Genomic DNA, 19,097 nt, shown 5'->3' with positions numbered 1-19,097 from the left:
CCCTCATCCGTAGCCGGATTCGCCAAGAATTCGGACCGCACCCGTCGCCGCTCCGCGGCTTGGAGGACGCGGTTTTGCAACCGAGACCTCGGGTTGAAAACCCGAGGCTGACAAATGTCACCGCTCCGCGGTTGTTGGATCCCGCCGACGCGCACAACCAGTCGCGGAGCGACGGCGGCCGAGAGCCTTGGGTTTTCAACCCAAGGTCATCCGCCTACCACACCCGCGCCTCAAGTCGCGGAGCGACGACAGTTGGTCGCCTTCCGTCGACATCATCCTGATTCGCTAAGCAAGAACCGGGCCTAACGGCCGTCGGCTAATGGATGCAGCGATATGTGATCGCCGTTTTCCATTTCGTCTCAACCCGCCGCGTCAGCACGACCAGAGTAGAACATTTGTCTCAAATGTTCCGTCGAGCCCCGTCCTCCTCCGTGCCCCCGCAAATCGTCGTCATCACGCGACTCAGAAGACTGACATCTTCTTCATCCGTAGCCGGATTCGCCAAGAATTCGGACCGCACCTGTCGCCGCTCCGCGGCTTGGAGGACGCGGTTTTGCAACCGAGACCTCGGGTTGAAAACCCGAGGCTGGCAACTGTCACCGCTCCGCGGTTGTTGGATCTCGCCGACGCTAACGACCAGTCGCGGAGCGACGGCAGCCGAGAGCCTTGGGTTTTCAACCCAAGGTCATCCGCCTACCACACACGCGCCTCAAGTCGCGGAGCGACGACAGTTGTTCGCCGCGTCAACAAAGCCACGCCCTACCAACTTGATCTCTTTTTCCCAGCACTTTCGAATTCTTACCCGTCTCAATTTCAATTTGGGTGGAGTTTGCCGGCTGAGGTGCCGATGACGAAACAAGGCGATTCATTCAAGTCGAATGCGTCGTCCATTTGTCCTCCCACCTGTTCGAGACACGGATCGTCCCGATGAAATCCTCCTGTGCTGTCGTGTTGACGCTGGTCTGTTTGCTGATGTCGACCGGATGTGTCGGTCCTATGTGGAACGCTTGCGGCCCGTGTGGTCCTGGCGTCGGTTGCGACAGCGGCGCCTGTGGTGATTCGTGCGGCGGTTGCGATTCCTGCGACGGGTGCGGCGAACTGTACATCGACCCATGGATCAACGAACCCGCCGATTGCTACGACCCATGTGACTCGTGCGGCAACTACAACGGCCAATCTTGCGGCAAGTGTCGAGCCGTCTTCACCGGCATCAAGAGCATTTGGGGCTACAAACGCGACGGTTGCGGCACCGGCTGTGACACCTGTGCAGGCGGCCGGCCACTGTTCCCAGTCGCCGATCTCGGTGGCTGCGATGGTTGTGGTGGCTGCGACTCCTGCTCGACCGGTTGCGATTCCTGCTCCGGCGGCTGTGACTCTTGCTCCGGAGGATCGTATGGTCATTCCTCCGATGGCGTGATCCTTCACGAAGGCGAAACGATCATCAGCGACAGCGGTCATGGGCACACCTCAACCGTGGCAGCTCGCACCGCTCAGAACCGTCGCAACTCACCGGCACGCCAGATCTACCGCACGCGATCGGTCAACGGCCAACAACCCACGTTGGCTTACTGAGCGGAAGGTGCAAGCCACCGCTCGGCATGGCAAATCGGCCAGCCGCGATGGTTCACTTCAGCGATGACTTGCCCGTCAGTCTCGCTGGGCACAAACACGCAGACGTCGTCGACGTCCAGCGAATCCAGGTCCACGTCGCCGAGTGACCGCCATTCCTTTTCGGCGGTCCAGTCCTGGTCGCGACCTTCGGCCTGATAGAGATAACGTTCGTCGGCGGGCAAACCATCACGCACGGACGCCGGACCATAGATGACCGGCCGCAACCCAACCTTGGACGCGGCCGATCGTCGAATCGCGATCCCAAACGGTTCGTAGTCCCATCGCGAGACGTGTGACCGAAACGTTCGGCGCCGCAACAGATCCGGCAACGGCACGGCGGAGAGACAAACCACGCGGTGATCTTTTTTGGATGTGGTCGCCCCGGCTATCAAACGCCGCATCCGCACGATGCGACGCAGCGAATGCAGCGATTCTCGCGCGGCAGCTTCGTCGGACCCCAGCAACATCTCGTCTCGGTACTGAGTCCATGACTGGCCCGGCCAAGGACCGTCGCAACGACGAGTGCAATGAACCAGCCATTCGTCTTGTTCCAATACGTTTGAATCCGTTGATTTCTTTGCGGTACCGGGTTGGCTTCGTTCCGCATGAATGTCCGAGATCACATCACACGAGCGTGACAGGAACCTTCCCAACGCTCCGGCTTTCAACAAACGTTCGGCCGCCTTGGGATCATCCATGCCAACCCGCACTCCAAACGGATCGACTTCCAATCGTCGCAGCACGGCTTGTTCGATCTTCCCGCCGCGGCGAGATTGCAACACATCAATGCGGTCGGCCACCGCGATAATCCACTCATCCCGGTTGATGGCGAACCGCGGTTTTTCGGAACGCAAGGCGTCTGGGGATGGCAACTGGCTGCAAGTCCAGCGAACCAGTGGAACGTCGAACGTTTTGGCTGCCTGAGTGACCCAAGGCTCCGCGGCCGACTTCTCAACGGTGACCACGTGTATGCGTCGCTCGCGAGCGTCCAGCATCGAAGCGGCCAGTTGCCGAGCCATTTCGCGGTGCCGGGTCGGACTGTGTCCCAACCGACTGCAGACCGGGGCCAGCACAGGCTGGGCGGGCAAACCGAGATCGCGGCAGAGCGAGTGGAATGACTCTGGCGTGAATTGCCGAGCCAGGTCCGGGATCAGGTGCTCAAGTCGCCGCCACCGCCGGTCAGGCCGTTTGTCCGCGTCCGGAGAGGTGCTGGAGCCACGCGAGTGGTCGGGGTTGGGTGGCGCGTCAGAACGCATGGCCGAGCCGTGGGAAGCGGGAGCGAACCGTTGGGAGGGCAAGTTCAGGAGCGAACGTTTGTCCACGTTAGCAGTTTTGCGGGTCCGGATAGGCGGGCGGCGTCAAAACGAATCCCTCCGGAATGAAAATCCAGAGAAAACCCGCCTTGAATCGCCGCCGAGCACCAGCTAACATTCGCCCCACACGAGTCGGAAACGGCTCGCAATCCCCTGTAGCTCAGTTGGTAGAGCAGGCGGCTGTTAACCGCCTTGTCACAGGTTCGAGTCCTGTCGGGGGAGCTGAAGCAACATTGCCTGGGCATTTTGAGTCGTACTGACCAAAATCTCCCAGGTTTTTTTGTGCGCCGTCGGCTGCAGATGCCCGAGTACGAGCAGGAATGGGACCGCCAATGGGACCGCGGTCCCGTTCGCAGTTGAGTCCGGTCTCGGTTGGTGACTCGAGAAAGCCCGATGATGCCATTACGCTTGCAAGCGATGGTGCTGCCTAGAGTAGGCCGGACCAAGCGAAGCGATGTTCCGGCAATCCAGAGCGGTTCGTCGCGGCAACATCTGTGCAATTGCTGGAACGGCGTCGCGTGGCTCCTTGGTCCGGCCTACTTCAATCGCTGAATCTGCCATCGGCTGTTCGCAAAGCCGGTTGACGTGAAAGCTTGGTTGGCGTCACGGTACGAAGCGCAAATGAACTGAGGTTGTCATTCGATGCGACTGCAGAACTGCGAGACCGCAGGTTTGGATTGCCGATACGAGACGATTCTTACATCGAGACCGTGCGACTTTGTTTTCAAGAACGCTCTCTCGATCGCGCTGGTGATCCAGACGTCGTCATTGCCAAACACGCCTCCGCCGAGCAGCGTGAGGTAGACGACGTTGATGCCGGTGTGTGACGCGTTGATAGCGGCGGCAAGGAAGGTGGCTTCATAGGCGGCGTCGAGAATCAGCTTGGCGAAGTCTGTCCACAATTCGGCGGGCTGGCGACCGTAGGCAACCGGCAGTGCGGAGCAATACGCTTGGCTGACGCGATGTTCAATACCGGGAAGCGTCACGTCGGCTTGCAATTGCAGGCCGATTCGCAACTCGCTGCGAAGTTCGTCCAAGTCTGATTCGCTTGCCGATTGCAGACGATTGGTGATGCGCCGAAGGCCATCGTCGGACGGGAAAAGATAGCCGTTCTGCATTTGCCAAAGCTGGCCGTCTTGATTGCCGAGTTTGCTTCCCAGATCGGCGGAGCAGTCGATTTGATGGTCGGCGGATTGGCCGATGCGGTCGCCGACCGGTGCAAAGTAGTTGCGATAGATCGTGCCGACTCCGCACGCGATCGCGCACGCCGGGCCTTGTGTTGGGTCGTTCTCGTAGATGCCGACGCCGCGTTCAGGAGTGACCGATGGGCCGGTCATTTCTAATAGATTGAATTGTGACGCGACTTGGAACAGAGCGCCCGCGTTGGCCGAGTCCGCGTGCAACTGGCGAACGTCGCCAACGTGTTCGCGAATCGTCGATGGATGCGTCTGAACGTTGAGTTGCGAAACGGTTTGGCGAAGTTCCGATAACTTCGGTGTTTCCAAACGACCGAACGCAAATCGTTTTCCGTCGGGGCAAACGATCTGATCGCTTTCGATCGATAGTTCTCGGCGAACCTGTTCAGGCGATTCTTCCTCGATTCCGGTAAGCTCTGTCAGCCAAGTCATGACGTTTGTTGTTTTTCGAGATTGAATGGACCGCCGCGATGGCACGCAAATTGGATCAGATTCTCGTTGTTGATGTCGAGTCGACGTGTTGGGACGGTGAACCGCCCGAGGGCGAGGAGAGCGAGATCATCGAGATTGGTTTGTGCCTGGTCGATGTTGCCTCTCAGAAGCGAATCGGCAAGCACAGCATTTTGGTGAAGCCAGAGCGGTCGACGATCAGCGAGTTCTGCACTGAACTGACAACGCTGACGCCGGAGATGTTCACGGACGCTGGTACTCTGGCTGACGCGGTCAAGCGACTCAAGAAAGAGTTCGCGTCAAAGGATCGGCTGTGGGCGAGTTGGGGCGACTACGACCGGCGACAATTTGAACGGGTGTGCCAGTCGGCCGGCGTTGGGTATCCGTTTGGGCTGACGCATCTGAACGTGAAGACCCTGTTCGCGGTTTCGCTTGGGTTGAATCACGAGGTCGGCTTGGACGGTGCCTACAACAAACTGGGGATGACGATGGAGGGGACGCATCACCGAGGTGATGACGATGCATGGAACATCGCGGATGTCTTGTGCCGGCTTCTTTCCAAATCGAGAAAAATCGCGTTGTGAAGACGATCGACGTTCTTTTCGTGTGCAGCAAGAACCAATGGCGGAGTCCGACGGCCGAGGCGATCTATCGACGCGACGATCGGGTGTCCGTTCGATCGCGTGGCACGGCGAAGACGGCGGTGCAGACGATTCGGGCGAGCGATATCGCTTGGGCAAACGTGATTCTGGTGATGGAAGATAAACATCGACAACGGATCTTGGCCGACTTTCCTGGGGAAGCCAAGTTCAAGCCGATGCATGTGCTGGACATCCCGGACGACTACCGGTTCATGGACGACGAGTTGGTGGAGTTGATCCGGTCGGCGGCGGAGCCGATCATGGCCATCTTACTTGATGAATCAAAGCGTTTCCCGCCGAGGTAGTGCTCGAACAATCGGTAGGGCTGGTCGCCGAGATGTTGGACCTCGAAAAGCCCAAGCCCGAATTTCGTAAAGACTTCAGTGTCCAGGAAAGCGTTTTTGGGTTTGGCTTCCTATACCAAGCGTGCTTTCATCCGTCGCGACGCCCGTGGCAGTCGTGAAATAACCGGCGACGCCCGTCACCACGGGTGACCACATAATAGATGGCGCTTTCGTTCTCCAGTCGGGGCAGACGTGGCATCGTGGCTAGCTGGCGGAGCGTTGAATCGCCTCCATCTTCACTGGATGAAAGCCGAAGACCAAGTCTGACCCCGGCGAAGCCCTCCTTGAACTAAAGTTGGATCGACAGCACACACATTGTCCCAAAGGACCAGATACGGATGGCGGACTCACGACAATGCCCTCGATTCTTTGGTTCTACAAAGACTGGTGTAGACGCGGCCGGGCCAAAACAGGCACACATTAGAAGCAACTCGCCCAGATTTGCAGAAGGGAAATCCAACCGCAGACCAGAGGTGTCAACTACGCTAAAGATGATGCTCTGGCAACTACCACCAACCCAAACAGCCGCTCGATTTGCTAGCATTTCGTGACAGGGAGACCAAATTTGGCTACGGCAGCTCAACTACGATCACTAATTGAAAGCTTTGCTGAGAGCGATGAAGATCGCTTTTACGCGGTGGCTATGCAGATAATCGCGAAAGCTGAGAAGGCAGGAAACCACAAAGTTGCAACGGATCTTAGGACCCTTCTGGCCGATGCGAAAGCGTCTCGAGAGTTTGAACGGCCCAACCGCCGTCCAGTTCCCATTGCAGCTCCAACGGGAGAACTGGCCGGACTGATCGCAGCATCGTTTCCAGCCGTTCGACTTTCCGACATGGTCTTGAGTCCAACCATCACCGCCAGCCTTGAACGACTTATTGAAGAGCAGCGTCAATCAGAACGCTTGCAGGCAAGCGGATTACAGCCAAGACGGAAGTTGCTGCTAGTTGGACCGCCAGGATGCGGCAAAACAATGACAGCGTCAGCAATCGCAGGTGAACTGCACCTCCCGCTGATGACAGTTCAGCTGCATAGCATCATCACGAAGTATCTCGGTGACACAGCGCTCAAGTTGTATTCTGTTTTTGAATCCGCGGTAGATCGGCCGGGAGTCTACTTCTTCGATGAATTTGATGCGATTGGTGCTGGTCGATCGGACAGTGGTGACGTTGGGGAAATGCGTCGAGTTCTAAATGCATTCCTAACATTTTTGGAGCAAGATCAGTCTGATAGCCTTTTTGTCGCGGCGACTAACCTTGTCTCTATTCTAGATCCGGCCCTTTTTCGGCGATTCGATGACGTCATTACATATGATGTTCCGGACGACAAATTGCGTGAACAACTGATACGAAACCGCCTTTCAACGTTTTGTTCGAGCAAAACGTTGGAGCTTTCTGAGGCGGTCAGCGCCTCGGATGGGCTAAGTCATGCAGATGTCACTCGCGCGTGCGAGGAAGCTGCCAAGCAAATGCTGTTGAACAATCTTGAGCAACGCGAATTGCCTTCAGTGCTAACGCGAGAAATTATCAACTGGCGTGACAGTCACGCACGGAAGCTAGCGGGTAGCTAGATACATTCCAAATCTTGTCATATCCTTACCCTCTTACTCACATAGGGGGCAACGAAATGCCAGATTTAGACCACCTGTTTGATCAATCAGGTGCCGTGCCGCAGCGGCACAAACCAACCGATGTTGGCAGAGACTCAGAGTTTGACCTGCCGCCACGGCCCGATCAAGCAGCACATGGTTCCAAGCTTCAGTTAGATATTGAGGCTGCAAAAAAGCTGCCTGAAACTGAGATCAGCGAACCGCCGCCGAATGGCCTGACGTTAACGTTCGAGAGCGAAGACAATTTCGGATTGAGGCTAAAAAGCCTTGACCTTCGTGGCTCAGACATTCAGCTCCTCAGTGTTGCACAAGTTGGTGCGAAGCAAATCGCGAACGTTTTCGTTCCAGACGGGAAGCTGAAAGAGTTTGAAAAGCGGGTTACGGAATACCTTCAAGTCGACCCCAACGATCCGGAAAAGATCAAAAACAAAAAGCTGGTTGAGAGCATCTCAGGAATTCGGCGTGCGGCCGCAAGAGCGTTATTCACGGATGCTCCAAATCGTTTCCCGTCGGATGAAGCAAGACTGGTCTGGTGGGAAGTCTGGCTGCGAACTTCAGCTGTTTTCGATGAAGCAAAACAAGACGTTGATAATTTCGTCGATCGTGCAAAACAACTTGGATTCTCAGTTCGATCTGAATTGACGTTCTTCCCTGAGCGTGCCGTCTTTATGGTGCGTTGTTCTGTTGCTGACTGGGCTCGCTCGAATGTCCTCCTGACTCAGCTTGCTGAATTGCGTCGCGGCCGAACACTTGCGACTGAGATGGTGACTCTTCCTGCGGTTGATCAGCGTGAATGGATCGACGACTTGCTTTCCAGGCTCGCTGTCGCCCCAAAGTCCGCTCCTTCTGTCTTGCTAATCGACAGTGGTGTCAATCGCGAACACCCGCTCTTGGTTGATTCACTTGCTAAAACTGATTGGCACGCGGTGTACAGCGCATGGTCAAAGGCCGATAAAGATCCCCAGCAGCATGGTACAGCGATGGCCGGGTTGGCGGTCTTTGGCTGCCTTTCAAACGTCTTTGAAAGAAACGATCAAGTTGAGCTTCGCCACCGGTTGGAATCAACTCGACTTTACCGGCCAGATAAACCACACGATCGCAGGAACTGGGGTGCGCTTACAAACGTGGCTGTACGGCGGGCAGCTCTAGCTGCCCCGAACCGGCAGCGTGTCGTGTGCCTTGCTTTGACAGCGGACACCGACGCAGACCTTGGTGCACCGTCATCCTGGTCAGGAGCAATTGACGCCCGCGCAGCTGGGGTGCTGGCTTCTGATCGCGTTTTATTTGTCATCTCAGCTGGAAATGCTGCAACGGCCAAAGGCGGCAACTTGAAAAAGCGTGGCGGCATTCAAGAACCCGCGCAAGCGTGGAATGCTCTAACGGTTGGGGCGATGACAGAAATTGGCCATCCAACAACAAAGCACTACCGGGGTTGGAAATCAGTTGGCGTTCCCGATGGGTTGAGTCCTTGGAGTCGTACAGCACTCCCGTGGAATTGGGATGGGCACCCGTTCAAGCCAGATATCGTGCTTGAAGGCGGTAACGGGGCGGTACAGAAACCCGGTGACGAGCCCGACCTAATCGACGATGTTGCTCTGCTGTCAACGATGACGCATCCTAGCGGAAGGCTGTTGACTACATTCGGAATGACAAGTGCCGCTGCCGCAGAAGCTGCGAGACTGGCTGCTCGCACCATGGCACGCTATCCAGCATATTGGCCTGAAACGATAAGAGGGTTGATGACTCATGCTGCTCGATGGACCGATCAGATGAAAACTGAATCGACAGTCGACGGAAAACTGAAGAAAAACCGTTTGCTGGGTTGTTTTGGCTGGGGGACTCCCACTGAGGAAAATCTCATCGCAAGTGCAGAGAATCGTGCAACATTAGTCATAGAGGATTCACTTAGACCGTATCAAAAAGTCAAAAGCGACATTGAGTACAACGAGGTGAATTTTCATCGCTTACCCTGGCCGACCTCTTTGTTGCAAAGCCTTGGAAGCCAGGATGTCTCCGTTCGTATCACTCTCTCATACTTCATCGAGCCGAGTCCCGGAAGGCTTGGATGGGCGGATCGGTTTCGCTACCCATCACACGGACTTCGATTTCATCTTCAACATCCTGATGAGACTGACATTGGTTTTAAGCATCGCGTGACAAGTGCCACTTGGCCGAACCCAAAAAAGAAGCCTTCGGTTGTCTCTGATTCAAAACGATGGACGCTCGGAACAAAGAAACGCAATCGTGGATGCCTGATCCAGGATGAGTGGACGGGAACCGGTGCAGAGCTTGCCACCTGCGGACAAATCGCGGTGTTTCCGGTACTTGGGTGGTGGAAAACTCGCAAACATCTAAATCGTTTCGATGATAATGCGAGGTACAGCCTCATTGTTTCGCTTCGGACCAAGCCCACCCTGAACGGCCTCCAACTCTATGAATCGTGTAAAACGCTTCTTCCGATTGCAATCGAGAATTGACAATGCAAGACGAGACCGAAATTGTGCTTAGAGCCACAGTTGACGACGACTCTATACAACGGCTGGCCGAACGAATTATAGAGTTGCTTGACCAGTCGACTCCAGATGACGCCGCGAGAGCACGTCGACTTGCAGCATCAAGACATGCTCTGTTTCGCGGACAGCAACTACCTGAAGATGCTGGGCTATTGATCGACACACGGGAAGTCGCGGAATTGCTGAACGTCTCAGAAAAACTGTTTATGAAAGGGATCGGAAAGAGGCAATGCCGCGGCCAATTCGTATCGGGCGGGCAAAACGCTGGGGAGCCGAAGAAATTAGGACATGGGTTGCCGAACGCTGTCTGCCGCGATCGGAGTGGACTTGGCCCAAGCCCAACTAAGAGTTTGAAACAAGGAAGGACGCTAGACCTTCCTGCTTTGCCGTGCGATTACAAGAATGGCTTGCCGAACCTCGGGTGAGACGCGGCACCAAATTGCGATCAATTCGCGAAGCAAATCGTCGCTTTCATTTGCTGCACCCAAGACTGCACCCACCGCTTCGGAAACATCCCTTTTACCCGTGTTCTCGGTGGACGTGCTATTCCTGTCCGGGGAGCTGAAGCAACATTGCTTGGGCATTTTGAGTCGTACTGACCAAGATATCCCAGGTTTTTTTGTGCGCCGTCGGCTGCAGATGCCTGAGTACGAGCAGGAATGGGACCGCCAATGGGACCGCGGTCCCGTTCGCAGTTGAGTCCGGTCTCGGTTGGTGACTCGAGAAAGCCCGACGATGCCATTCCGCTTGCAGGCGATGGTGCTGCCCAAAGTAGGCCGGACCAAGCGAAACGCGGTTCCGGCAATCCAGAGCGAGTCGCTGTGGCATCAGCTGTGCGTCGCTGAGTGGTGCCAGTCGTTGGCCTTGCCGACGTGATTTTTTGCGTTCGTTTGCGGGTCTCGGCATTCTGCTTGTGAACCTAAGGTCCGATTCCCTCGGTCAGATCCGGCCCCGGGGCTGTCGGGACCGGACGATTCGCCGAGTCTCTGTTGTGCCGACGGGTGCGATGAACGCCGCAGCCGTTCGCTCATTCGTTCGCGGCGAAGTCGCCGAAGTCGAAAGCGAACTGCCTGATGATGCGATTCCCCTTTGGCAGTCGTCGACGCGATTAGTTCTCGCCACGTTGGCGGGATGCCAACCGTACGAGCTGCAAAAGCGTTCGATGCCTAATGATGTTCGCTACGAAACCATCGACATCGCGAAGGGCTACAACATCCGCGTGACGCCAACGCTGATGATCTTCGTCTCCGCTATGTTCCCGATCAAACTTTGACCGGCGGTGCCGGTCGGTGCTGGGACACACTGGGCCTTGCTGTCCAGAGGAGATCGCGAAGCATTGGTCCGAGTGTTTTCCGATGAAGTCCGTCAGCGGAGCGGCACGATCGGACGCAACCTGAATAGAATGCGTTGAGTGGTCTGGCAGCGAGCCGGCATCGCAACTTCCAAGATGAGTGGGAACCTGAGACCAACATGAGCATCAAGAGCATCGTCTGGATCGTCGTCTGTCTGTCGAGTGTGACAGTGGCCGTGGCCGCTGAACCCAGGCCGAACGTCATTCTGGTGATGACTGACGACCAGGGTTGGGCGGAAGTTGGCTTCCATGGAAATGAGGTCTTGAAAACTCCCAACCTTGATCGGTTTGCTGCCGAGGGAACGGAACTGACGAACTTCTATGTTTCGCCGATGTGCACGCCGACGCGTTCGTCGCTCATGACCGGGCGATACCACTTTCGTACCGGAGCGCACGACACGTACATCGGCCGTTCCAACATGAACCCGGAGGAAACGACGATCGCGGAAGTTTTCGCCGGCGCGGGTTACCGCACTGGTATTTTTGGCAAATGGCACCTCGGCGAAAACTTCCCCATGCGGGCCGAGGACCAAGGCTTTCAAAAAGTTGTCGTTCACGGCGGAGGCGGCATTGGGCAATTTGCCGACTACCCCGGCAACACGTATTGGGATCCGACGCTGCAGTACAACGACTCGTTTAAGAAAGCCAAAGGCTACTGCACTGATGTCTTCATCGATGAATCCATTCAGTTCATGAAGGATTCCGGCGAACAGCCGTTCTTCTGCTACCTGCCGCTCAACGTTCCTCACTCGCCATTCGATGTCGCGGATGAGTTTCGTGCCGACTACGACAACCAAAACCTTGCGGATCCCGATGGGCGAAAATGGGTCGCGCCGATCTACGGGATGATCACTCAGTTCGACGGTGCCTTCGGACGCCTGCTTGAAGCGGTGGAGGACATGGGCCAGCGTGAGAACACGATCATCCTATTCATGAGCGACAACGGTCCGAACTCGACCTACTTCACTGCCGGATTGCGGGCAAAAAAGGGGAGCGTTTATGAAAACGGTATCCGCTCTCCGTTTGTGATTCAGTGGCCCAAAACTCTGCAGGGCGGGAGGAAGTTCGACACGCCAGCGATGCACATCGACTTGCTTCCGACGCTGGCAGATGCCTGCGGAATCGGCTTGCCCGCCGATTTGCAAGTGGACGGCAAAAGCATTCTTGGTCTGCTGCATGGGGAAACGCAGGGATTCCAGCAGCGTTACCTATTCATGCAGCACAACCGCGCGAATGTTCCTCCGAAGTACGAAAACTGCATGGCGCGTCGTGGACCGTGGAAAGTGGTCGGCGATGGAGGCGAACCAACCGGTTTTGAGCTTTACAACATCGAACAGGATCCTGGCGAAACGCGGGACTTGGCCGACAAGCATCCGGAGATCGTGAAAGCGTTCGTTCGAGAGTATGAGGCTTGGTTCGACGATGTGACGACTCAACTGCGGCGTGACAACGGCGTGCCGTATCCCACCGAACTGAATCCGGAACAGAAACGAGACTTCCGGTTCACCTGGCAAGACTGGTGGGGCGACAAGACCGGATGGCGACCCAACAACTATGGTCGATGGCGAATGAGCAACCCAGGGCTGATCGAACGCTTCGATATCTCGATCGTTCCGCATCGACGACACCGCAAGCAGGCCGCCACGGTGAAGTTCATTTGGACGGACAAGACGATCGTCAAGGAACTGGACAACGTCCCCAGCCAGGTCGAGTTGACGGATGTTCGGCTGGCCAAAGGAACCGGCTGGATGGAAGCTCAGCTTCACATCGATGGAAAGATGCATGCGGTCCAAGAGGTTCGGATAAAACCACACTCCACAGCGAACGTGAAGTAGAAGAAGTCGACGATCGCGAAAGCGAGTTGTTTGAAAACGCGAGCTCGTCTGCAAGCTCAGCGTGATGCCGCTCTGGGCTGACATCCACCACTCTGACGGGCAAGAGTGCCTTCTTGTACCCCACATCTTGTGGGAGCCGCTTGCGTAGGGAATACAGGCGTTTTGAAGCCAAACATCCCTTGTCCAAGAACCATTCGTGTTCGATCAGCGGAGAGTAGCGTTCCCTTGGCCGCTCTGGCGGAACACTAATCCACTCTGATCGGACACTAATCTTTGGTGTTTCGAGATGTGATGTATAGAAAGGCAAGAGTGCCCAATCTACTTACGTAGATATATTGATGACGGCTCAATCGACAAGTTGAAATGGGCGGGCAGTTCGTGCCGTTTCCCATGCTCGGCCCTCACCCTCGCGTACGTCTGAACGGCGTCGCTCGACCTCTCCCAAAACTTTGTTTCAGGAGAGGTGCGTCGTGTGGAAATCCGAAGGAATTCCGTCTCACTAAACTGCACGACCTCCTGCGCGGGCGGGGTTTTCAAGACGCTACTGGCATAGCACTCAAACACCGTGCAAACGAATGCGCCCTGCAAGATCAAACGTTCCGCAGGCTAGTGGCAAACATGGTTTTCACGCACAAACGGCTTAGAACGGAGCTGAAAACAAGTGACGTAGCGGAAGAACGCGAGCCCTCCGGTTCCTCACCGGGCGGCTTGCGCCACACCGCTAACATCGTGACTTGTTGCTCACGAGATGAAAGCCGACTCTTCTAAACCGATTTCGGGTTGAAGTCGGCTAAGTTTGGCGACTTGGTTTTCACGCCTTCCGCCGGAACCTCGACCTTGGCACTCCAGACGATTCCGTTGAGGATCAGTCGTCGCAGGTCTTCGTCTCGCCAGTTTTTGTAGTAGTGCGGCATCACGACGCCGAATCCCCGGCCGGTGTCCTCTCTTTCGATGCACCACGCGACCGTTTCTCCTTTGGGAGCTTCCGGTGGCAACATCGAGGTCGCCAGCACGGTTGCCTTCGGGGCAAGTTGGTTTCCTTCCGTACCGAAGTAGTTGTTGAAGTAAGGCTCGTCACGAAGGGTGAATTCTTTCCAGCCTCGTGTGACCGGATGATCGGTCTCCGCGGGAGTGATGGTTGCTTCGGGGAAAACGCGGGCAAATGATTCGTGGTGCGGGCAGGATCGGTTGGCGAAGTAACCGCCCATCCATCGCAACAGCGGGTGGTCGCCATCGGACGTGACATCCTCGCCTAGCAAGCCCGTCGCATAGTGAATGCATGCGATGCCCACGCCACGCTGCATCATTTCGTCCAGGTCGGCGAGGTTCTGCTGCGGGTTGGGAAGGCGGTTGGGCGGGAACAGATCCCCGATGAAAACAACCGTTGATGCGGCGTCGCGAAGCGACTGATCGGGCCAGCCCTCGACCACGTCCGCCTGGATCCCAGACAGATTTTCCATCTGTTCGAGAGCGTGTTTCATCAGCCGACCTCCGGCCTCGACTTCGTGAGTACCCGGCGGATGGCTGCTGGGGCCGACGATGATCAGCACTCGCGTGGAACCATCAGCAGGTTCATCGGACCATCCATGAGTTGGCGATACCGCAGCACCGGCGGCCACGAGTCCGGAAGTCGTCTTGATGAATCTTCTGCGGGACGCATGTGCCCGTTCGTTTGCGGGTCGGTTGGGTTGGTTCGTCATTTCGAAGGTTGCTCCAAGTGATGCGATTTGTGGCGACGCCGCAGATCTAGATGATAGGTGATCGAGCAGAGTGCTGTTTAACTGTGTGCGCTCCCGACGGCCTCGCTCACATGCTGGAATCCATCTCGTTTGAGTAAATCCGCCAAGCCGGTGCAAATATGTTTCACGACGCTGGGGCCTTCGTAGATCATGGAGGTGTAAACCTGAACCAGCGAAGCACCGAGACGTATTTTTTCGTACGCGTCTTGCGCGGTGAAGACACCTCCGGCTCCGATGACAATGTATCGATCGCGATCCATCCGGCGGTACAACTCTGAGATGCAATCGTTGATCAATGCGGCGACGGGACGGCCCGCCACGGCGCCAGGTTTGTCGATCAGGTGTTCCGGTGCAATCGAGAGCATCGGTTTTTTCGAGGGCAGGTTGAAACAGAAACCACGTACAAACTCAAAGCGTTCACACTGAGTGAGCAAATTCTCCAGATGACCGGGATCATTGTTGGGGGCTATCTTGAGAAAGACTGGGGATTGAATTGGCAGCGGAGCCAAGCGTTCGAGCAAACGTCCGACATTGGCCGGTTCGGAGAAGAAGCTCTTGCCGCCTTGGGCGTTCGGGCAGCTGAGATTGAACATCAGGTAATCCGCGTGAGGATGAAGTTGCCGCGTGCTGAATTCGTAGTCGCTCAGGATCTGCTCATCGCTGCAGGCTGGTGCGTTTGCACCGTCGTTGGTTTTGACAATGTTGACGCCAAGCGGAAGACGACCTCGATGCGAACCCAGTCGTGTGGAAACGATTTCGGCACCATCGTTGGGCAGGCCATAGTTCACGATCACGGCGCTGTCCTGTGGTAGCCGAAACAGTCGTGGCTTGGGGTTCCCTTTCGACTCTCTCGCCGAGACGGAACCGATCTCGACAAACCCGAATCCCAAGGCGTCCAACATTCGTAACGCACGTCCATTCTTGTCCCACCCGGCCGCCAGTCCGATTGGATTGTCGAATTGCAGCCCGGCAACGTCGGTCTTCAGCATGGGATCGTGAGACTCCAGACACCGTTGCATGACATTGGTAACCCCTGGCAAGACACCCATCCACCGGCACCCTTCCACTGCCAAGTGATGGGCTGTTTCGGCGTCGAGTGAAAAGAGCAGCGGCCGGACAAGCGTCTTGTAGAGGTTCATCGCTGTCGTCTTGAAACGAGGAGTTCTGGTGGGCTTCTCAGGCAGGTGTCTCGCGCATGGTGCATCAAGGTACACGAGTGACCCGCTGCGCCGCGAAGCAATTGATTCAAAGAATTGGCGGAGGCGAGCGATACATCGATTGGAACCCGTTGACCTGGTTGTTCTGAACCACGAAGGGCTAGTGCGACGGTGCTCGCAGGAGTAGGCCGGACCAAGCGGAGCGCTGTTCCGGCATTTCAGAGCGGTTCGTTGTGGTGTGTTGCCGGAACGGCGTCGCGTTGCTCCTTGGTCCGGCCTACTTCTGGCAGGTTCTCATCGAAGAATGAAAATCTCTACGGCGAATCAAGAACCGGCGTGAATTGAATTCTGTCGATGGCGAATTCGCCGGTCGCACCAAGGAAGATGGACCTTCGGTCGGGGATCTCCCATCCCGGTGGCATTTCAATCTGATTCGGATCGCCACTCCATCGAATCGCTTCGATGTCATCGATCAGAACCACGATCTCGTGTTCGCGGACACTCAGTTCTACGGTACGAGATTCGTTCAGCTCAAAGAAGAAACCTTCCGTCCAAGTCGGTAGCGATTCATGCCGAGTGATTCCGTCGATGCGTTCGATAAAGCAACCACCAACGTCGCGGTGGGTGCCAACGGCGAGCATCCCTTTCGAATCACCGAATGGCAAAGCGACATTCAAACCGCCATAGAGTTTGTTGGCGTCACTACGACGTGTAACCACAAGTCTCAAATCGTATTGAATGGGGACCTCAAGCGGTAGTTCCAGCACGGCGCGAAGCCCTTGTTCGTAATCTGGCGTCAGCAATCGATCCGCCTCGATCTTCCACTGACCAATGATGCTGTCCCGGACCACATCCAACCGATCTACTGCGTCGACACTTCGCTGTCGTTGATCGGTTGCTAGTATTGCTGGCGAAGGTGTCTTGCTGGTTTGCCTCGGATTGGAGACCGACGCCCCAGTCGGCGTTGCATCGAAAAGCCACGTGGTCATGAGAAGGGGAAATCCAATAACGCAATATGCCAGCAAAGCAGCGCCTGCTATTCGCCACCAATTCGCTGAACGTTGCGAGATCGCAGTAGGACCACTGTCCTTGCTCCTCGATAAAGGAACCCGTGCGACAGCAATGAACGGCGTCAAAGCTTGGATCACATTGTCTGGTGTTTGAAAGCGATCCTTCGGGTCAGGAGACATCATCCGATCGATAATGTCTCGCAAACTGTCCGGGATTTTGTCCTCATCGATCAAGCCTTCGGATGATTCTGTATTGGCTTGATTGGTGTCGCGCCCGTCCGCCTTCTTCGGTGCATTTGGCGGTCGACCAAACAATAGAAAATGCAGCGTGGCTCCAAGCGAATAGATGTCGCTACGAATATCTGCTTGGCGTGCATCTTGAGCTTGTTCAGGGGCCACGTAAGCCGGTGTTCCAATGAACGTTCCGATTGCGGTGATGCTGTGGCTCGCGGTTTGAAGGTTTTCATCCGAATCATCCGGCACGGCAAAAGAAGCCAAACCGAAATCGAGAATCTTGATCGTGACGCCCGACAATTTGGAGGCATTGTTGCCTGAGCTCTCGTGAGAGGTGGACATCATCAGGTTCGGAGGTTTGATATCGCGATGTACCATGCCGTTTTCAAAGGCATGCTGCAAACCAGCGGCAACCTGTGCGATGTATTCGCAGGCAACAGGAACCGATAGCCGACCCCGCTGCTTAACCAGTTCGGCCAAATCGATCCCGTCAACATGCTCCATGACCAATAGGTGCAACTCCCCGACCTGTTCGGCGTCGAAGGCTGTGACAATGTTGGGATGCACCAATCGAGCGGCGGCTTTGACTTCACGTTGGAAACGTTGGATCGCCTTTGCATTTCGAATCAATTCAGGTTTGATGACTTTGATTGCCACCAGGCGATCCATCAAGCGATGTCGTGCTTTGTAGACGCTGCCCATTCCACCTTGCCCGATTGCCTCGAGCACTTCGTAGCGTGGATGAGTGATGAGTTCAGCGGAGATTGAAGACAACGGTGAAGGGTCTTTGTCGGCTACTGAAAACCCCGAGTCGCCACCGGCCACTTGGTTTTCGTCGGCAGTTTCCCGCTCATCAAGATTCTCGAAATCCGGATGCGGAGAGGGGACGGTCATCACAGGTTTCCGAAACGAGCAGCCATACGTCGGGACGATCCCCAGCAAGGCTACGATGATAGTCGATCGAGGGTTGCGTTGGTGATAGCTGTTGCTTGATGGTGCTGGCCAAAGTAGGCCGGACCTAGCGGAGCGCTTTTCCGGCATTTCAGAGCGGTTCGTTGTGGTGGATTGCCGGAACGGCGTCGCGTTGCTCCTTGGTCCGGCCTACTTCAGTCGCTGACCGATGCCTACCATTTACCCTCGGAATCTAAGTTGACGCTTTTGTTTGACGGGGTTCTGTATTCTGCCAAATGATTCACTGAATCCATGCTACGCCAGCGAGTGCGGCGATCTCGCGTGGTGCTGAGTGGGCTGATCGTGAATGATGGGGTGTCTGTTTACAATTTGCAGGAAAGGGATCTCATGAAAATCGAGTTGCGTTCAATCTTCTACCCGAAGCCGGTCGATCCGGACGGTTACCTTCGCCCGCACGAACTCTCGGTGATCTGTCAGTCAAGCGAGAGTGAGAATGGTGAGGTGGTCGCAGCTCGGTTGGCGGTTGATTACCTCGATATCTCGCGGGCCGAGGACGAGGGGATGAATGTCTGGGAAGTCTGTGATGCGGATTCGCAGGGGTGGTACAGTGTCTGCTCGGCAATACTTGAGCCAACCGCTCCATTCGCCGAGTATCGGAAGGAACTAGGGATCGATCATCCCGTGTTTGGTATGGCTTTCATTCACCGTGTCGCCATCCACTCGTCGTTGCGTGACTGGCAACAAATGATCATCGACTCGGTGTCCAAGCTGTTCTCGGGAGAAACAGCGACGGTGATGTGGAGAGGGACGACCGACATGACGGATCGGGAACTCGCGAGCCTTGGGTTTCGGATCGTTGCCGGGGAAGACCTGTTGTTTCGTCCCAATGTGCTCAGAAGCGAGTATGAAACGGTGAACGATGACCGTGATCCAAACTTTGACTTGAAGGTCCCCCAAGAAGCTGCGGAGTATGTTCAACGGGAATGGGAAAACGCGGAGCAAACAGATTTCGATGTCTACTGAGCCGAGCGTTGGCAGGCACCCGCAGCATGTGTTGCCGGAGCGGCATGGTGTTGCTGCTTGGTTCGGGCCGCATTGCGGGTATGAGTCGAAGATGGATGTTCGGGATGGTTTGACGGTTGGATGTTCTTGGAATGGCTAGCAGGCTGTTGATTTAGTCGC

The 19,097-nt window shown here is 55.9% G+C and carries 14 protein-coding genes and 1 tRNA gene; 10 read left to right on the top strand and 5 right to left on the bottom strand.

Annotated elements, in window-relative coordinates:
• Positions 1 to 927: 927 nt before the first annotated feature.
• Positions 928 to 1,572 (top strand): hypothetical protein, encoded by a 645-nt coding sequence (locus RB_RS20065; protein ID WP_051058126.1) that lies wholly within the window; start codon positions 928 to 930, stop codon positions 1,570 to 1,572.
• On the opposite strand, the gene RB_RS20060 is transcribed toward RB_RS20065, so the two are convergent.
• On the bottom strand, positions 1,566 to 2,867 hold the full coding sequence (locus RB_RS20060) for a hypothetical protein (RefSeq protein ID WP_231845826.1): 1,302 nt from the start codon (positions 2,865 to 2,867) through the stop codon (positions 1,566 to 1,568). The genes RB_RS20065 and RB_RS20060 overlap by 7 nt on opposite strands.
• 206 nt (positions 2,868 to 3,073) lie before the next feature.
• On the opposite strand from RB_RS20060, the gene RB_RS20055 reads away from it, so the two are divergent.
• Positions 3,074 to 3,146, top strand: a tRNA-Asn gene (locus RB_RS20055).
• Positions 3,147 to 3,559: 413 nt separating this feature from the next.
• Here the strand turns inward: RB_RS20055 and RB_RS20050 are convergent.
• Positions 3,560 to 4,552, bottom strand: coding sequence for a hypothetical protein (locus RB_RS20050; RefSeq protein ID WP_164922267.1), 993 nt, complete (start codon positions 4,550 to 4,552; stop codon positions 3,560 to 3,562).
• Between the two features lie 38 nt (positions 4,553 to 4,590).
• Between RB_RS20050 and RB_RS20045 the strand changes: the two genes are divergently transcribed.
• From RB_RS20045 to RB_RS20015, 7 genes are all read left to right on the top strand, one after another.
• Positions 4,591 to 5,154 (top strand): 3'-5' exonuclease, encoded by a 564-nt coding sequence (locus RB_RS20045; RefSeq protein WP_164922266.1) that lies wholly within the window; start codon positions 4,591 to 4,593, stop codon positions 5,152 to 5,154.
• Positions 5,151 to 5,516: a low molecular weight protein tyrosine phosphatase family protein gene (locus RB_RS20040; protein WP_011122463.1), complete on the top strand. Its 366-nt coding sequence runs from the start codon at positions 5,151 to 5,153 to the stop codon at positions 5,514 to 5,516. The genes RB_RS20045 and RB_RS20040 overlap by 4 nt, the downstream gene beginning before the upstream one ends.
• A 604-nt stretch (positions 5,517 to 6,120) precedes the next feature.
• Positions 6,121 to 7,125 (top strand): AAA family ATPase, encoded by a 1,005-nt coding sequence (locus RB_RS20035; RefSeq protein ID WP_164922265.1) that lies wholly within the window; start codon positions 6,121 to 6,123, stop codon positions 7,123 to 7,125.
• A 56-nt stretch (positions 7,126 to 7,181) separates the two neighbouring features.
• Positions 7,182 to 9,641 carry a S8 family peptidase gene (locus RB_RS20030; protein ID WP_164922264.1) on the top strand — a complete coding sequence of 820 codons (2,460 nt, stop codon included), beginning with the start codon at positions 7,182 to 7,184 and terminating at the stop codon, positions 9,639 to 9,641.
• 438 nt (positions 9,642 to 10,079) lie between these two features.
• Complete coding sequence (locus tag RB_RS20025; protein WP_164922263.1) at positions 10,080 to 10,376, top strand: hypothetical protein; 297 nt, start codon at positions 10,080 to 10,082, stop codon at positions 10,374 to 10,376.
• Between the two features lie 307 nt (positions 10,377 to 10,683).
• Positions 10,684 to 10,950: a hypothetical protein gene (locus RB_RS20020; protein ID WP_164922262.1), complete on the top strand. Its 267-nt coding sequence runs from the start codon at positions 10,684 to 10,686 to the stop codon at positions 10,948 to 10,950.
• A 197-nt stretch (positions 10,951 to 11,147) separates the two neighbouring features.
• Entirely contained in the window at positions 11,148 to 12,863 is a 1,716-nt protein-coding gene (locus tag RB_RS20015) for an arylsulfatase (RefSeq protein WP_231845825.1), read from the top strand.
• Between the two features lie 764 nt (positions 12,864 to 13,627).
• Here RB_RS20015 and RB_RS19995 read toward each other — a convergent pair.
• The 3 genes from RB_RS19995 to RB_RS19985 form a co-directional block, all read right to left on the bottom strand.
• On the bottom strand, positions 13,628 to 14,563 hold the full coding sequence (locus tag RB_RS19995; protein ID WP_011122454.1) for a ThuA domain-containing protein: 936 nt from the start codon (positions 14,561 to 14,563) through the stop codon (positions 13,628 to 13,630).
• Positions 14,564 to 14,640: 77 nt separating this feature from the next.
• Positions 14,641 to 15,741, bottom strand: a complete 1,101-nt coding sequence (locus RB_RS19990; RefSeq protein ID WP_011122453.1) for a quinone-dependent dihydroorotate dehydrogenase — start codon at positions 15,739 to 15,741, stop codon at positions 14,641 to 14,643.
• Between the two features lie 332 nt (positions 15,742 to 16,073).
• Positions 16,074 to 17,897, bottom strand: coding sequence for a serine/threonine-protein kinase (locus RB_RS19985; RefSeq protein WP_231845824.1), 1,824 nt, complete (start codon positions 17,895 to 17,897; stop codon positions 16,074 to 16,076).
• 405 nt (positions 17,898 to 18,302) lie between these two features.
• Between RB_RS19985 and RB_RS19980 the strand changes: the two genes are divergently transcribed.
• Entirely contained in the window at positions 18,303 to 18,938 is a 636-nt protein-coding gene (locus RB_RS19980) for a hypothetical protein (protein WP_231845823.1), read from the top strand.
• Positions 18,939 to 19,097: the final 159 nt, after the last annotated feature.

This window comes from Rhodopirellula baltica SH 1 (genome assembly GCF_000196115.1).
GTDB lineage: Bacteria > Planctomycetota > Planctomycetia > Pirellulales > Pirellulaceae > Rhodopirellula > Rhodopirellula baltica.
This window is presented reverse-complemented; position numbering and strand designations above follow the sequence as displayed.

Bases quoted from the DNA above. Each gene is read 5' to 3' on its own strand.
- RB_RS20045 (WP_164922266.1), top strand. From the start codon at position 4,591: ATGGCACGCAAATTGGATCAGATTCTCGTTGTTGATGTCGAGTCGACG.
- RB_RS20025 (WP_164922263.1), top strand. From the start codon at position 10,080: ATGGCTTGCCGAACCTCGGGTGAGACGCGGCACCAAATTGCGATCAAT.
- RB_RS20060 (WP_231845826.1), bottom strand. From the start codon at position 2,867: ATGCGTTCTGACGCGCCACCCAACCCCGACCACTCGCGTGGCTCCAGC.
- RB_RS20015 (WP_231845825.1), top strand. From the start codon at position 11,148: ATGAGCATCAAGAGCATCGTCTGGATCGTCGTCTGTCTGTCGAGTGTG.
- RB_RS19995 (WP_011122454.1), bottom strand. From the start codon at position 14,563: ATGACGAACCAACCCAACCGACCCGCAAACGAACGGGCACATGCGTCC.
- RB_RS20050 (WP_164922267.1), bottom strand. From the start codon at position 4,552: ATGACTTGGCTGACAGAGCTTACCGGAATCGAGGAAGAATCGCCTGAA.
- RB_RS19980 (WP_231845823.1), top strand. From the start codon at position 18,303: ATGAAAATCGAGTTGCGTTCAATCTTCTACCCGAAGCCGGTCGATCCG.
- RB_RS20030 (WP_164922264.1), top strand. From the start codon at position 7,182: ATGCCAGATTTAGACCACCTGTTTGATCAATCAGGTGCCGTGCCGCAG.
- RB_RS20020 (WP_164922262.1), top strand. From the start codon at position 10,684: ATGAACGCCGCAGCCGTTCGCTCATTCGTTCGCGGCGAAGTCGCCGAA.
- RB_RS19990 (WP_011122453.1), bottom strand. From the start codon at position 15,741: ATGAACCTCTACAAGACGCTTGTCCGGCCGCTGCTCTTTTCACTCGAC.
- RB_RS19985 (WP_231845824.1), bottom strand. From the start codon at position 17,897: ATGACCGTCCCCTCTCCGCATCCGGATTTCGAGAATCTTGATGAGCGG.
- RB_RS20065 (WP_051058126.1), top strand. From the start codon at position 928: ATGAAATCCTCCTGTGCTGTCGTGTTGACGCTGGTCTGTTTGCTGATG.